The sequence below is a fragment of the Alteraurantiacibacter buctensis genome (assembly GCF_009827655.1).
GTDB lineage: Bacteria > Pseudomonadota > Alphaproteobacteria > Sphingomonadales > Sphingomonadaceae > Alteraurantiacibacter > Alteraurantiacibacter buctensis.
In genome coordinates this window covers 500,035-513,235 of the sequence record NZ_WTYV01000001.1, presented here as the reverse complement: position 1 = coordinate 513,235, position 13,201 = coordinate 500,035, and the positions used below count along the sequence as shown (strand labels likewise).

The 13,201-nt window shown below is 68.7% G+C and carries 15 protein-coding genes; 9 read left to right on the top strand and 6 right to left on the bottom strand.

The window, feature by feature from the left end; all coding sequences use genetic code 11:
• Nucleotides 1–29 precede the first annotated feature (29 nt).
• The 4 genes from GRI99_RS02325 to GRI99_RS02310 all read left to right on the top strand — a co-directional run bounded on the left by GRI99_RS02325 (nucleotide 30) and on the right by GRI99_RS02310 (nucleotide 3,493).
• Nucleotides 30–1,025, top strand: a complete 996-nt coding sequence (locus GRI99_RS02325) for an adenosine kinase (RefSeq protein WP_160770380.1) — start codon at nucleotides 30–32, stop codon at nucleotides 1,023–1,025.
• Nucleotides 1,026–1,028: 3 nt separating this feature from the next.
• Nucleotides 1,029–1,682 carry a nuclear transport factor 2 family protein gene (locus GRI99_RS02320; RefSeq protein ID WP_160770379.1) on the top strand — a complete coding sequence of 218 codons (654 nt, stop codon included), beginning with the start codon at nucleotides 1,029–1,031 and terminating at the stop codon, nucleotides 1,680–1,682.
• Between the two features lie 70 nt (nucleotides 1,683–1,752).
• Entirely contained in the window at nucleotides 1,753–2,256 is a 504-nt protein-coding gene (locus GRI99_RS02315) for a nuclear transport factor 2 family protein (RefSeq protein ID WP_160770378.1), read from the top strand.
• 16 nt (nucleotides 2,257–2,272) lie between these two features.
• Nucleotides 2,273–3,493 (top strand): MFS transporter, encoded by a 1,221-nt coding sequence (locus GRI99_RS02310; protein WP_160770377.1) that lies wholly within the window; start codon nucleotides 2,273–2,275, stop codon nucleotides 3,491–3,493.
• Here GRI99_RS02310 and purD read toward each other — a convergent pair.
• On the bottom strand, nucleotides 3,490–4,788 hold the full coding sequence (purD, locus tag GRI99_RS02305) for a phosphoribosylamine--glycine ligase (RefSeq protein ID WP_160770376.1): 1,299 nt from the start codon (nucleotides 4,786–4,788) through the stop codon (nucleotides 3,490–3,492). The genes GRI99_RS02310 and purD overlap by 4 nt on opposite strands.
• Here purD and xseA point away from each other — a divergent pair.
• Genes xseA through GRI99_RS02285 form a run of 4 tightly spaced genes read left to right on the top strand, consistent with a single transcriptional unit; the run spans nucleotide 4,787 to nucleotide 8,416 of the window.
• Nucleotides 4,787–6,220: an exodeoxyribonuclease VII large subunit gene (xseA, locus tag GRI99_RS02300; protein ID WP_160770375.1), complete on the top strand. Its 1,434-nt coding sequence runs from the start codon at nucleotides 4,787–4,789 to the stop codon at nucleotides 6,218–6,220. The genes purD and xseA overlap by 2 nt on opposite strands.
• A gap of 45 nt (nucleotides 6,221–6,265) precedes the next feature.
• Nucleotides 6,266–6,469: a DUF2093 domain-containing protein gene (locus GRI99_RS02295; protein ID WP_160770374.1), complete on the top strand. Its 204-nt coding sequence runs from the start codon at nucleotides 6,266–6,268 to the stop codon at nucleotides 6,467–6,469.
• Nucleotides 6,466–7,407, top strand: coding sequence for a M23 family metallopeptidase (locus GRI99_RS02290; protein WP_439098416.1), 942 nt, complete (start codon nucleotides 6,466–6,468; stop codon nucleotides 7,405–7,407). The genes GRI99_RS02295 and GRI99_RS02290 overlap by 4 nt, the downstream gene beginning before the upstream one ends.
• A 7-nt stretch (nucleotides 7,408–7,414) precedes the next feature.
• Nucleotides 7,415–8,416: an esterase-like activity of phytase family protein gene (locus GRI99_RS02285; RefSeq protein ID WP_160770373.1), complete on the top strand. Its 1,002-nt coding sequence runs from the start codon at nucleotides 7,415–7,417 to the stop codon at nucleotides 8,414–8,416.
• 55 nt (nucleotides 8,417–8,471) lie between these two features.
• Here the strand turns inward: GRI99_RS02285 and rpmB are convergent, their stop codons facing one another.
• Nucleotides 8,472–8,759 carry a 50S ribosomal protein L28 gene (gene rpmB / locus GRI99_RS02280; RefSeq protein WP_160770372.1) on the bottom strand — a complete coding sequence of 96 codons (288 nt, stop codon included), beginning with the start codon at nucleotides 8,757–8,759 and terminating at the stop codon, nucleotides 8,472–8,474.
• A 128-nt stretch (nucleotides 8,760–8,887) separates the two neighbouring features.
• Between rpmB and GRI99_RS02275 the strand changes: the two genes are divergently transcribed.
• The gene (locus tag GRI99_RS02275) at nucleotides 8,888–9,346 is read left to right on the top strand and encodes a nucleoside deaminase (RefSeq protein WP_160770371.1); all 459 of its coding nucleotides are present in this window, start codon (nucleotides 8,888–8,890) and stop codon (nucleotides 9,344–9,346) included.
• Between the two features lie 142 nt (nucleotides 9,347–9,488).
• On the opposite strand, the gene GRI99_RS02270 is transcribed toward GRI99_RS02275, so the two are convergent.
• The 4 genes from GRI99_RS02270 to GRI99_RS02255 are packed head-to-tail and all read right to left on the bottom strand — an operon-like array spanning nucleotide 9,489 to nucleotide 13,195.
• Nucleotides 9,489–10,193, bottom strand: coding sequence for a ribonuclease T2 family protein (locus tag GRI99_RS02270; RefSeq protein ID WP_337192830.1), 705 nt, complete (start codon nucleotides 10,191–10,193; stop codon nucleotides 9,489–9,491).
• Nucleotides 10,190–11,053: a carboxylating nicotinate-nucleotide diphosphorylase gene (nadC, locus tag GRI99_RS02265; protein WP_160770370.1), complete on the bottom strand. Its 864-nt coding sequence runs from the start codon at nucleotides 11,051–11,053 to the stop codon at nucleotides 10,190–10,192. The genes GRI99_RS02270 and nadC overlap by 4 nt, the downstream gene beginning before the upstream one ends.
• Nucleotides 11,054–11,090: 37 nt before the next feature.
• Complete coding sequence (locus GRI99_RS02260; protein ID WP_160770369.1) at nucleotides 11,091–11,897, bottom strand: LytR/AlgR family response regulator transcription factor; 807 nt, start codon at nucleotides 11,895–11,897, stop codon at nucleotides 11,091–11,093.
• Nucleotides 11,894–13,195, bottom strand: coding sequence for a sensor histidine kinase (locus GRI99_RS02255; RefSeq protein ID WP_160770368.1), 1,302 nt, complete (start codon nucleotides 13,193–13,195; stop codon nucleotides 11,894–11,896). Before GRI99_RS02255 ends, GRI99_RS02260 begins: the two co-directional genes overlap by 4 nt.
• Nucleotides 13,196–13,201 lie beyond the last annotated feature (6 nt).

Sequence of the window (13,201 nt, the reverse complement as noted above, 5' to 3'; positions counted from 1 at the left end):
AATTTCACTCTCACCGCACGGGATTTTACATGTCCGACCCTCGTTATGACGTAATTGCCATCGGTAATGCCATTGTCGATGTGATGGCCCCCTGTTCCGACGAACTGATCGAGGAACTGGGGCTGGCCAAGGGCGGCATGACCCTGGTGGACGAGGCGCAGGCGCGCGAACTCTATGCCGCAATGGGCCCGGCGCGGGAGATTTCCGGCGGTTCGGCCGCGAACACGCTGGCGGGCCTTTCCGCCCTGGGCCTGCAATGCGCCTTCGTGGGGCAGGTGGCCGATGACCAGCTGGGTGCGGTCTTCGCCCACGATATCCGTGCCGGGGGGATCGATTTCGACACGCCCGCCCGCAGCGGTGAGCCGAGTACGGCGCGCTGCCTGATCTTCGTCACTCCCGATGGCCAGCGCACGATGAACACCTTCCTTGGCGCCAGCCAGTTCCTGCCCGCCAGGGCGCTGGACGAGGAGGCCATCGGCGGGGCCTCGGTCCTCTACCTTGAAGGCTACCTGTGGGATCCGGAAGAGCCGCGTGCCGCCATGCGCCGGGCCATCGAAACCGCCCGCAAGGCCGGGCGCAAGGTGGCTTTCACCCTGTCCGACGCCTTCGTGATCAGCCGCCACGGCGACGATTTCCGCGCCCTGATCGCCGACGGGCTGATCGACGTGCTGTTTGCCAACAAGGTGGAACTGGCCGCCATCACCGGGATCGACGATTTCGACGCCGGCCTGGCCGCGCTGGCCCCCAACGTGCCGACGCTGGTGGTCACCCGCAGCGAGGAGGGGGCCGTGGCCATCCACAATGGCGAGCGGACCGAGGTGGCCGCGCAGCCGATCGACAAGGTGGTCGACACCACCGGCGCAGGCGACCTGTTTGCCGCCGGCTTCCTGGCCGGCTTCGTCAAGGATGAGTCGATCGAAAGGTGCCTGACCATGGGCGCAATCGCCGCGGCCGAGATCATCAGCCACTATGGCGCCCGGCCCGAGGCCGACCTGGCCGAACTGATGGCCGCCAGGCTGGGCTGAGCGATGGACCCCGCCGCCATCAGCGCCGAGCTGGCCGACCTCAGGCAGCGCCTCCAGCAACTGGAGGACAAGGATGCGATAACGCGCCTGCAGTACCAGTATGGCTATTATATCGACAACCGGAAGTGGGATGCCATGGTCGGCCTGTTCGCCGACGAGGGTGCCGAGATCGAGATCGGCCAGCGCGGCACCTATGTGGGGAAGGCACGGATCCACCGGTTCCTGGAGGATTTGCTGGGCGGCGGGCGCTGGGGACTGCTGCAGGATGAGATCATCCACCATATCCAGATGCAGCCGCTGGTCACCGTTGCCCCCGATGGCCTCACCGCCAAGGCTCGTGCCCGGGCGATGGTACAGGGCAATTCCCCGCCAGGCAGCGGAAAGTTCCTGCTGGCCGAGGGGCTCTACGAGAACGATTATGTGAAGGAAGCCGGGGCGTGGAAGATCCGCCGCCTGTGGTGGGTGCCCACCTTCTACTTCCAGATCGCGGGGTTCGATCAGGCGGTCTTCGACAGCGGCCCTCCCAGCGACGAGTTCCCGCCCGACCGGCCTTCGATACCGCGCAACGAAGCCTTGGGCCGGCGGTTTCCGCCGTTCCACTATCCGCACCCGTTCAGCGGCGAGAACTGGAGCGACCCTTCGTCACCGGCTGACTGAGCCGCGCCGCCGGGCCCTTGCCAGCACCGGTCCCGCCATGCATCTTCCCCGCATAAAGGGAGAGAGACACATGGCACTGAAGGTTGCGCTGGAAGACCGCGTCGAGATCGAGGAACTGATGGCCCGCTATTGCTGGGCGCTCGATACCGGCGACCACGATGGCTACGCGGGCTGCTTTACCGAGGATGGCTGGCTGCGCCACTGGCCGCAGGGGATGTGCGAGGGGGCGGAGGGTCTGAAGCGCGCCACCGAATCGCTGTGGTATTCCCGGCCCGACCACTACCTTGGCCGCCAGCACCGCTTTTCCGCCGTGCTGATGAGCCCGGATGGCGAGAACAAGGGCCGCGAGGCCGTGCGCATCAAGTGCTTCTGGTCGATCCTGCAGCACGATGTCGTCACATTCGAGAACCGCGTCTTCGGAATGGGCACCTGGGATACCCAGGCGGTGCGCTGCGCGGACGGCGAATGGCGCCTGTTCAGCGTGGACGTGGACCTGTGGATCAAGGGCCAGGTTCCATGGGTGGGTGACGACCGCGCATGGTCCAACCCGCCGCAGAAGCAGGCTGCCGAATAGGCGGGTGACTGCCCCGATGACCGGCGGCCCCGCGCCTTCGCGGGCCTTCCTGATTGCCACCACCGCGCTGGTGATGGCCGCGCTGGTGATCGACGGGCTGGATTACCAGCTCCTCGCCCTGCTGGCCCCGGTGATTCTTGAGGAATGGGGCGTGGATCGGGGCAGCTTCGGCACGGCGATGGCCGCCGCGCTGTTCGGCATGGCCATCGGTGCCGGCGGCGGTGGCTGGCTGGGTGACCGGATCGGGCGGCTGCGGGCGCTGGTGCTGTCCGTGGTCCTGTTCGGCTGCGCTACCGTTGCCGCCAGCAGGGCGGACGGCGTGCCCGCGCTGGCCGTGCTGCGGGTGATTGGTGGCGTGGGCTTCGGTGCGGCGGGGCCAAACGCCATTGCCCTGGTTACCGACTGGCTGCCCGAGAGGTGGCGCACCTATGCCGTGGCCCTGCTGGCCGTGGGCACGCCTGCTGGCGGCATGGTGGGGGCGCTGGTGCTGCCCGTGCTGCTGCCGCCGCTGGGCTGGCGCGGCGTGTTCGTGGCGCTGGGCCTGCTGGCTGTGGCGCTGGCCGTGGTGCTGGCGCTGCTATTGCGCGAGGCCCCGCGGGCTGAACGGGTAGCGGGCGGCGAACCCGTCGCCCTGTTCAGCCGCGCCAACCTGCGACTGAATGCGGGGATCGGCACCAGTTTCGCGGCGCTGACCGCCATCGTCTATGGCCTGAATGCCTGGATGCCATCGTTCCTCACCGATGCGGGCTTCACGCTGGAACAGGCGCTGGCGGCCAGCTTTGCCTTCAACGCCTGCTCGATCGCCGGGGCGCTGCTGGCCGGCTGGCTGGTCCGCGCCGCCGGATCGCGGGTGACCCTGCTGGGCAGCACCCTGCTCGCCTGCCTGTGCCTGGTCGGCTTCGGCCTGACGCTGGACCACGCGCCCGCCGTGCCGGACCTGGCGCTGCGGACCACGCTGGATGCATTGGCGGCCGGGGTGGGGGGCTTTGCCAGCGTGGCGGTGACCACGCTCTATGCGATGGCCGCGCTGCTTTACCCGCCGGCGATCCGTGCCGGCGGCATCGGCCTTGGCATGACGCTGGGCCGAATTGGCGGCATCGGCATGAGCTTTGCCGGCGGCTACCTGCTCGACTGGGCGGGCGGATCGGCGCTGCTGCTGTTCGGCGTGCTGGCCTTGTGTGCCCTGGTGGCCACCACCGCCGGCTGGCTGGTGCGCCAGCACGTCACCGCCGCTTAGCCGCGCGCCTTTTCTCGCGCGATTTCCTTGTTGCCGATGTCCCGCCGGCAGAACCCGGTGGGGAAGCTGATCCGGTCCACCGCCGCATAAGCCCTGGCCTGGGCCTCGGCCACGGTAGCGCCGCGCGCGGTGACGTTGAGCACGCGACCGCCATTGGCGCGCAGGGTGCCGTCCTCCTCGTCGATCACGGTTCCGGCGTGGAACACCACTGCGCCGTCCGCCTCGGCATCGTTCAGCGCGATTGCGCCGCCTTTCTGCGGCGTTCCGGGATAGCCCTGCGCCGCCATCACCACGGTCAGCGCAGTATCGTGGCTGAGCTTCGGGCGCTCCATCGTGGCGAGTGCCCCGGTGGCGCAGGCCAGCAGGTAATCGGCCAGGTCTTCCTCCAGCCGCATCATCAGCACCTGGCATTCCGGATCGCCGAAGCGACAGTTATATTCCACCAGCTTGGGGCCTTCGTCGGTCAGCATCAGCCCAGCATAGAGCACGCCGGAATAGGGATGACCGTCCGCCGCCATCTGCTGCACCGTGGGCACCAGGATGCGGCTGAGCACTTCGGCACGGATCTCCGGGGTGATGATCGGGGCGGGGCTATAGGCCCCCATGCCGCCGGTGTTGGGGCCGGTGTCGCCATCGCCCACCCGCTTGTGATCCTGCGCCGTGCCGAAGGGGATGATGGTGGCCCCGTCGGTAATGGCGAAGAAGCTGGCTTCCTCGCCTTCCATGAACTCCTCGATCACCACTTCCGCCCCCGCATCGCCAAAGGCACCATCGAACATGTCGGCCAGCGCACTTTCCGCATCGGCCAGCGTCTCGGCAATCACCACGCCCTTGCCTGCCGCCAGCCCGTCGGCCTTGAGCACGTAAGGAGCGCTGAAACCGGCCAGCGCGGCCTTGGCCTGCTCCAGGCTGGTGGTGCGGACATAGCCGGCCGTGGGGATATTCGCCCGCGCGCACAGGTCCTTGGTAAAGCCCTTGCTGCCTTCAAGCTGCGCGGCTGCGGCAGAGGGACCGAACACGGCAAAGCCTTCCGTCCGCAGCGAATCGGCCAGGCCATCCACCAGCGGGGCTTCCGGGCCGATCACGACCAGGCCGATATGCTCCTGCTCGCAGAAGGCCAGCACCAGTTCGTGGTCGCTCAGGTCCGTTTCGAAGCATTCGGCGTGTTGCGCGATGCCGGGGTTGCCGGGGGTGGCGAACAGCTTTCCCCCGTCGGTGGTGATCGCGCGGGATTGCGCCAGCTTCCACGCCAGCGCATGTTCGCGGCCGCCCGCGCCGATCAAGAGGATGTTCATGCCCGCATTTCCCGAAGATGATGATGGAATTGGCGGGCTGGTAGCCCGACCGCGCGCCGGGGACAATTCCGAGCCGCTCTCCATCACCGCAATTTCTGCCGCGCTGAAGCGGACGGTGGAGGATCGCTTCGGCTTCGTGCGCCTGCGCGGCGAACTGTCGGGCGTGAAGCGCGCGGCATCCGGCCACCTCTACTGCTGCCTGAAGGATGAGGGCGCGGTGCTGGACGGGGTGATGTGGAAGGGCGGGGTGCAGCGCCTGGCCTTCCGCCCGGAGGACGGGGTGGAGGTGGTCGCCACCGGCAAGATCACCACCTATCCGGGCCGCTCCAAGTACCAGATCGTGATCGAAAGCATGGAGATCGCGGGCGAGGGCGCGCTGCTGGCCCTGCTGGAGAAGAACCGCCAGCGCTTTGCGGCGGAAGGGCTGTTTGGCAACCAGCGGGCGCTGCCGTTCCTGCCGAAGCGCATCGGCGTGGTCACATCGCCCACCGGCGCGGTGATTCGCGATATCCTGCACCGGCTGGCCGACCGCTTCCCCAGCCAAGTGCTGGTGTGGCCGGTGCTGGTGCAGGGCCACGGCGCGGCCGGGCAGGTAGCGGCCGCTGTGCGCGGCTTTGCCCAGATGCCCGAAAGCCAGCGACCCGACCTGCTGATCGTGGCCCGCGGCGGCGGCTCGATCGAGGACCTGTGGGCCTTCAACGAGGAAGAGGTGGTCCGCGCCGTGGCCGCCAGCCCGATCCCCGTGATCAGCGCCGTGGGGCACGAGACCGATACCACGCTGTGCGATTTCGCCGCCGACCGGCGCGCGCCCACCCCCACGGCGGCGGCGGAGATGGCGGTGCCGGTCCGGGGCGAACTGCTCAACGCCGTGGCCGAGCTGGCGCTGCGCAAGCGGCGCGGCGTCATGCGCCCGGTGCAGCTTGGCCGCGAGCGGCTGGCCGCGCGTGCCGAGCGGCTGCCAAGGCCCGCCGCCCTGCTGCAACCGCAGGCACAGAAGCTGGATGACCTGGCGGGCCGCCTGCAACGCGCCCTGCTCGACCGGGCGGCCAGCGGGCGCGAGCGACTGGCGCGGCTGCGGCTGACCCCGGCGCTGCTGGAGCGCGAGGTGCGGATGGCCAGCCAGCAGCTTGCCCGCGTGCGCCTCTCCCCGGTGCTGGTCACCCGCCCGCTGGCCGACCGGCGCGCTGCCCTCGCCGGCCTCGCCCGCCTGGCCGAACAGCTGCACCCGGAAAAGCCGCTGGCGCGCGGCTATGCGATGGTGGTGGACGGCAACGGCAAGGCGGTTACCAGCCGCGCCGCTGCTGCCTGCCAGCCGCAACTGGGGGTGCGCTTTGCCGATGGCGAGCTGGCGGTCACGCCGCTGGGGGCCAGACGCCCTGCGCCGTCCCGCGCCGCGCCTGCGCCAGAGGGTAGCCAACCCAAATTGCTTTGATGGCCCAAATTGCTTTGATGGCAGGGCGCTGGTAGGGCATTGGCCATGCTGATGTCATCGTCCGACAAGCCCGCCACCCTGATCTATGGCCCCAACGGGTTCCGCGTGGTCCGCCCCGGCCATTATGTGCCCTGCGCGGTGACGGGTGCACCGATTCCGCTGGAGGAGCTGCGCTACTGGAGCGTGGACCTGCAGGAGCCCTATGCCAGTGCGGAGATTTCCACCCGCCGCGCTCTGGGGCTGGTGTGACCGGGGCGCTGCGGCCAAGAGCCCTGCTTGTTGTCCTGCCCGCTGGCCTGTTGCTGGGATCGTGCGCGGTGGTCCCGCCCGAAGTGCCCCGTCCAGTCGAGGCCCTGCCGCCCCCGCCGGTGGCCGTGGCGCCCGCCCCCACGCCTACCCCGCCAGCCGTGCCCACCTTCAGCGGCCCGGCCACCTTCACCTATGACGGGCAACTGACCCAGGGCGGCTGGATTCGCGGCCAGGTCCCCGGCGGCACGGTCTCGGCCCTGCTGGGTGACCAGGCCCTGGCCATCGCGCCTGATGGCAGCTTCTTCGCCGCGTTCGACCGCGATGCCGGCCCCTCGGCGCAACTGGTAGCGGTGATGGCCGACGGGCGCGAGGTGATCAGCAGCTTCCCGATCCTGCCCCGCGCCTGGCAGATCGAGCGGGTCAACGTGGCCCGCCGCCCCGGCGGTTCGACTGCCGCCTTCATGGAGCTGCGCCGTCCCGAACTGGCCCGCATCAACGCCGCGCGCGTGGCCGACGCGCCCAGCGAGGGCTGGCGGCAGCGGTTCATCTGGCCAGCCCCGGGGCGCATATCCGGCCGCTTCGGATCGCAGCGCATCTATCGCGGGGGCGAGGAGGGGGCCTATCACTCCGGCCTCGATATCGCCGGGGGCGGGGGCACGGTCTATGTCGCCCCGGCCGACGGGGTGGTGACGCTGGCGGCCACCACGCCGTTCAGCCTGGAAGGCTACCTGCTGATCATCGATCACGGCCAGGGCCTCAACAGCGCCTTCCTGCACAGTTCCGAGCTGCTGGTGCGCGAGGGGGACGTGGTGCGCCAGGGCCAGCCGCTGGGCCGCATCGGGGCCACCGGGCGCGCCACCGGGCCGCACCTGCACTGGTCGATCAAGTGGCGCGACGCGCGGCTCGACCCGCTGCTGTTCCTGCCCGCCCGGTCCTGACGGGGCCATGCGTCCGCGCCGGTATTCCGCCTTGCGGCTGGCCGCCGTGCTGGCGCTGGGCGCGGTGCTGGCCCCGGGCACCTGGCTGCGCTCGCACGTGCCCGACATCTACACCACGGCGGTTTCCATCCACCCCCTGCCGTACAGCCAGCGTCCGGTAGCCGGGCTGCAGGTGCTGGGCCTGTGGCAATTGCGCGGCTCGGGCGAGAACTTCGGCGGCTATTCCGGGATGCTCATCCTGGGGCGCGATGCGGTGCGCCTGTTTTCCGATCGCAACTACCAGCTCAACGTGCCTCGTCCGGGGGTCGATCCGCCATCGCCGCTGGACTTTACCACGCGTCGCCTGTTCCCGGTCAACCGCCCGCTGGAGGATATGTTCGATATCGAATCGGTCACCCAGTCGGCGCTTACCGGGCAGTACTGGGTGGGTTACGAGTTCAACCACACCATTTATCGCTACGGCATGACCGGCGATCCGGAAGCCTATGTCGAGCCGGACTATGCCGCCGGGTGGACCGAGAACGGTGGGATCGAGGCCATGGTGCTGCTGGCCGACGGGCGCTTCGTGGTGCTGCGCGAATACGGCGGCGATGCCTACGTCTATGCCGGCGATCCGGTGGAAGGGGCGCTGCCGCAGCACGCGCGGGTGTCGTGGCCCGCCGGCTATTCCCCCACCGACGCGGCCGAACTGCCGGACGGGCGGCTGATCGTGGTGTTGCGCCGGGTGGGCTGGCACCTGCCGGTGTTCGAAAGCCGCCTGGTCCTGCTCGATCCGGTGCAGTTCGTGCCCGGCGAGGCCTGGCACCCGCAGGCGCTGGTGCAACTGGAAGCGCTGCTGCCGCGCGACAACTGGGAGGCGATCGGCGTGGACCACGGCGGCAGCCCTGCCCCCGGCGCGCCGGTCAGCCTGTGGCTGGCTTCGGACGACAACCGCTCGGTCTTCCAGCGCAGCCTGCTGGCGCAGCTCGCCTTCGTGCCGCCGCCGCGGAATGCCGGACGCGAGCCATGAAAAAGGCGCCCGGCCTTGCGGCGGGGCGCCCTGTTCATTGGCCCGGAACGGGCAATCAGGCGGCGGCGAGGGCCTTCTTCAGCTCGCGCTTCACCTTCTGGGCGCTGGTCGACAGCTTCTCGTCGCTGGTCTTCAGCAGCCAGTTGTCGAGGCCGCCGTTGTGCTCAACCGAGCGCAGGCCGTGGGTCGACACGCGGAACTTGAAGCTGCGGTCCAGCTTCTCCGAGATCAGCGTGACGTTCTGCAGGTTGGGCAGGAAGACGCGCTTGGTCTTGTTGTTGGCGTGGCTGACGTTGTGGCCGATCTGGCGGCCCTTGCCGGTGAGTTCGCAAATACGCGACATGACAAAATCTCTCTTGCGAGTGTGAATCGGGTTGCAGCCGAAGCTGGGAAAGGCGCGCGCTTACAGGGGGCACCCGGTTTCGTCAACCGATCTTGCGCCTTGCGGGCGCGGGCGATAGCGCATGAAGCATGACACGCTGGCCCCTGCCCCCTCCCATGCAACAGGCACTGGCGCAAGCCCGAGCCGCCGCCGCGCTGGGCGAAGCGCCCGTGGGCGCAGTGGTGGTGAAGGACGGGGCGGTGATCGCCACCGGCCACAACCGCACGCGGACCGACAGCGATCCCACGGCCCATGCCGAGCTGGTGGCGATTCGCGAGGCCGCCAGGGTGCTGGGCAGCGAACGGCTGACCGGCTGCGAGCTCTATGTCACGCTGGAGCCCTGCCCGATGTGCGCCGGGGCCATTGCCCACGCGCGAATCGCCCGCCTCCACTATGGCGCGGCCGACCCAAAGGGCGGCGCAGTAGACCACGGCGCGCGGGTATTCGACCATCCGCAATGCCTGCACCGGCCCGAAGTGGTCAGCGGCCTGGGCGAGGGGGAAGCGGGGGAACTTTTGCGGACATTTTTTCAGGAACGGAGGTCCTGATCTCCTGATTTCCGCCCGCCCATCCGGGCGTGCGATCCTCCGGCGCTGTTCGCTCCGCCCTTCGGGCTGCGCGGCACCTGCGGGCGGCCGGTCGGCCTTGCGGTTCGCTGGCCGCGAACCGAACAATTGGCGGCCGGATGGGTCACAACCCTCGCCAGATACGCACTTCGGTTTCATCGGCCACGCCAAGCTGCCAGTTGTTGCAGCGTGTCGGCCGCAGGCGGCGGTCGTAGCACAGGCGCATTTCGGTCAGCCAGCCGCGCGGGTTGAGGCGCAGGCCCACCTGGTCGGCGGTGAAGCCGGGGTTGGCCTCCACGAAGGCCTGGCGCACGTCGCCCGCCGTCAGGCCCTGCTGGCGCGAGATGCGATCGTAATCGGGCCAGCGCAGCGCGTTCCACAGGCCGCGCGCGGTGGCGAAATAGCGTTCGGGCGTGCCGGACATGCAGGCCCCGTGCTTGGCCCATTCGTGGGCCAGCAGCCAGGTATCGGGCGTCATGCACAGGTGCTGGCGGGCGAGGGCCGGGGAGACGGTGCGCCGCGTGGGACACCATTGGGGATAGGCGCTGCCCCGCCCCTCGGGCCACAGGCCGTGGAGGATGAAGCCGAAGCGTCCGCCGCTGCCCGAACACTGGAAGGCGTTGCGGGCGGAGGTCTCGCGTCCGCGGCAGAATTCCGGGCTCCAGCTCAGGGCCAGGGTATAGCGGGCCACCGGCACCTGGCGCACCGGCCCGTCCATGGTGACCGGCGGGACCGAGAGCGGCGCGGCGGGGGCCTGGCACTGGTAGGCCTGGGCCCAGGCCGTGCCGGGCATTAGCGCCAGCAGCAGGGCAAGTGCCGCGCGCTTCACAGCGGCGTGAAATCCAGCCCGATGTCGGCGGCGGGCGCGCTCTGCGTCAGGCGGCCGACCGAGACGAAATCCACCCCGCTGGCGGCCTTGGCGGCAATGGTGTCTAGCGTGATGCCGCCGCTCGCCTCGGTCACCGCGCGGCCGGCCACGATCTGCACGGCCTTGCGGAGCGTGTCCGCATCCATGTTGTCGAGCAGGATGTGACTGGCCCCCGCGGCCAGGGCCGGTTCGATCTGGTCCAGCCGGTCGACCTCGCAGATCACGTCTTTCACCCCGGCGGCGCGCGCACGGCGTACCGCCTCGCCCACGTCCCCCGCCACCAGCACGTGGTTGTCCTTGATCATCGCCGCGTCCCACAGGCCCATGCGGTGATTCGTGCCGCCGCCCATGCGCACGGCGTATTTCTCCAGCATCCGGAGGCCGGGAATGGTCTTGCGGGTATCGAGCAGGCGGGCGCCGGTTGCCCCCATCGCATCGGCATAGGTGCGGGTGAGCGTTGCAATGCCGCTCAGATGCTGCACGGTGTTGAGCGCGCTGCGCTCCCCCGTCAGCATGGCGCGGGCATTGCCTTCCAGCCGCATCAGGTCGGACCCGGCGGGCACCTGTTGGCCATCTTCCGCCAGCAATTCGATCTTCATGTCCGGATCGAGCGCGCGGAAGAAGGCGATGGCGATGGGCAGGCCCGCCACGGTTATGGCATCGCGGCTGTCCATCACGCCGGAAAACCGCGCATCGGCGGGGATCACGCTTTCGGCGGTAACATCATGCCCGCCGCCCGGCAGGCCAGTACCCAGGTCCTCATCCAGCGTGGCGCGGACGAAACGGTCGAGGTCGAAGCCGGGCAGGGTGAATGCGCTCATGCGCCACCCTTAACGCGGGGCGCGACGACCGCAACCGTCAGATAAAGCGGGCGACCACGTCACGGTAAGAGCGTGAAACCTTCACCTCGGCACCCGATTCCAGCACCAGGAAGCATTCGCCATTGGTGTGCGGGCGCACTTGGCGCACCTGATCGAGGTTGACGATGGTGGAGCGGTGGACGCGCTGGAAGCTGCGCGGATCGACCCGGCGTTCCAGGTCCTTCATCGTCTCGCGCAGGATCAGGCTGTTGTCGGCGGTGTAGATTACCATGTAGTCGCCCGCCGCCTCGATCCGCTCGATCGAATCGACATCGACGCGGAAGATCTGGCCCTTGTCCTTGATGTTGATGAGCTTTTCATAGCGGCCGGAACTGACGTTGGCATTGGGATCGCCCTCATCCGGCATGGCGTCGATGGCATCCGGCGCCACTTCGGCCAGCACGCCCTTCAGCTTGCCCGCCTCTTCCGCGCTGCGCCGTTCGGCCAGCCGCTGGCGCACGCGTTCCACGGTGTCGGCCAGTTTGGCCTCGTCCACCGGCTTCATCAGGTAGTTGACCGCATTCGCCTCGAAAGCCCGGATGGCGTGTTCCTCGTAGGCGGTAACGAAGACGAACAGCGGGGGATCAAGGTCCATCACCCCCTTCACCACGCTGAAGCCGTCGAAGCCCGGCATCTGGATGTCGAGGAACACCAGGTCGGGCTTTTCGGTCTTGATGGCGCGGATCGCCTCGCGCCCGTTGGCGCAAGTGCCGATGATCTCGACGTCGGGAAAGGCTTCCAGCCGCAATTGCAGGCCCTGGATCGCCAGCTTCTCGTCATCGACGAGGATGGTGCGAATAGTCATGTGCCGGTTCCGATTGCCTTTTGCTGTGTTGCCCCGTCAACTGTCGGGGCGGCAGGAGGTTTCCCCGGCAAGGCAGATTGCGCCGGGTTTTGTGCCAAGGGCTGGGTGGGTTCCTCCCGCTCGTAGGGGATCTCGATGAACACGGTGAAGCCACCACCGGCCGGGGTTTCGATGGCGAAGCGGTGATCCTCGCCATAGGCCTGGGCCAGCCGGTCGCGGATATTGGCCAGGCCTACGCCGGTGGAGGCGGGAGCGCCGGCGCGCGGGGCGTTGTCGATGATGTCGCTGCGGCGCGAACCCTGCAGGCCGGGTCCGGTATCGCTGACGGTGATCCGCAGGTGCCGCCCCAGCACCTGGGCGGACAGGGTGATGCGCGCGCCTTCCTCCTGCGCGGAAACGCCGTACTTGATCGCATTCTCGATCAGCGGTTGCAGCAGCATGGAGGGGATCAGCGCCTGCGCCGCGGCGGGATCGATATTGAACTCGGTGCGCAGCCGTTCCTCGAAGCGCATGCGTTCGATGCCGAGATAGAGGTGCAGCGTCTCCACTTCCTGCGCCACGGTTACCCGTGCGCCCGGCTGGGTCACCAGTGTGTGCCGCAGGAAACCACTGAGGCGGATCAGCATGGCGTTGGCCGGTTCGGTCTGCTTCAGCAGCACCAGCGTGCTGATCGAATTCAGGGTGTTGAACAGGAAGTGCGGGTTCAACTGGTAGCGCAGCATGGCCAGTTGCGCGGCGGTAGCCTGCGCCTCCAGCCGCAACAGCCGGTCGTTCTGCTCCTCCACCCGCAGGAAATAGTTGATCGCGTAATAGAGGGCCGACCAGGCCCCCAGCAGCGTCATGTCGAGGTAGAACACGCCCAGCACCAGGCTGGTGAAACTGGTTTCCGCCGCTTCGGGCCGCAGCGAGATGGTCCACGCGTTGATGAAGGCCGAGACGAACACCGCCACGGCCAGGGACAGCGCGGTCACCCCCCATGTCACCAGAGGACGGCGGTTGATGAGCTGGCCGTAGATGACCGAGAGGATCAGGCTGAGCGAGAAGCCGGTGATCGTGGCGATCAGCACCAGCACCAGGAAATCCAGTGACAGGTCGTTGGCCAGCGCCGTGGCCGATCGCAGCAGCATGGCCCCGCCCCATCCTAGTAGCTGCAGCCGCCAGAAGGCACGGTTCTTGTCACCGAAGAAGGGGGTGGGGGTCAGCTCGAGGATGCCGACCGGCTCGGTCAGCGCGCTTGCAGGCCTGTGGGCCGGCTTGCTGTCCCGGCGCGAGCCCCGGCGCGAGAAGGTGAGCGCCATGCCCGT

Excerpts from the sequence above, each read along its gene's own strand:
- GRI99_RS02325 (WP_160770380.1), top strand. The coding sequence starts at position 30 with ATGTCCGACCCTCGTTATGACGTAATTGCCATCGGTAATGCCATTGTC.
- GRI99_RS02320 (WP_160770379.1), top strand. The coding sequence starts at position 1,029 with ATGGACCCCGCCGCCATCAGCGCCGAGCTGGCCGACCTCAGGCAGCGC.
- GRI99_RS02315 (WP_160770378.1), top strand. The coding sequence starts at position 1,753 with ATGGCACTGAAGGTTGCGCTGGAAGACCGCGTCGAGATCGAGGAACTG.
- GRI99_RS02310 (WP_160770377.1), top strand. The coding sequence starts at position 2,273 with ATGACCGGCGGCCCCGCGCCTTCGCGGGCCTTCCTGATTGCCACCACC.
- xseA (WP_160770375.1), top strand. The coding sequence starts at position 4,787 with ATGCCCGCATTTCCCGAAGATGATGATGGAATTGGCGGGCTGGTAGCC.
- purD (WP_160770376.1), bottom strand. The coding sequence starts at position 4,788 with ATGAACATCCTCTTGATCGGCGCGGGCGGCCGCGAACATGCGCTGGCG.
- GRI99_RS02295 (WP_160770374.1), top strand. The coding sequence starts at position 6,266 with ATGCTGATGTCATCGTCCGACAAGCCCGCCACCCTGATCTATGGCCCC.
- GRI99_RS02285 (WP_160770373.1), top strand. The coding sequence starts at position 7,415 with ATGCGTCCGCGCCGGTATTCCGCCTTGCGGCTGGCCGCCGTGCTGGCG.
- rpmB (WP_160770372.1), bottom strand. The coding sequence starts at position 8,759 with ATGTCGCGTATTTGCGAACTCACCGGCAAGGGCCGCCAGATCGGCCAC.
- GRI99_RS02275 (WP_160770371.1), top strand. The coding sequence starts at position 8,888 with ATGACACGCTGGCCCCTGCCCCCTCCCATGCAACAGGCACTGGCGCAA.
- nadC (WP_160770370.1), bottom strand. The coding sequence starts at position 11,053 with ATGAGCGCATTCACCCTGCCCGGCTTCGACCTCGACCGTTTCGTCCGC.
- GRI99_RS02260 (WP_160770369.1), bottom strand. The coding sequence starts at position 11,897 with ATGACTATTCGCACCATCCTCGTCGATGACGAGAAGCTGGCGATCCAG.
- GRI99_RS02255 (WP_160770368.1), bottom strand. The coding sequence starts at position 13,195 with ATGGCGCTCACCTTCTCGCGCCGGGGCTCGCGCCGGGACAGCAAGCCG.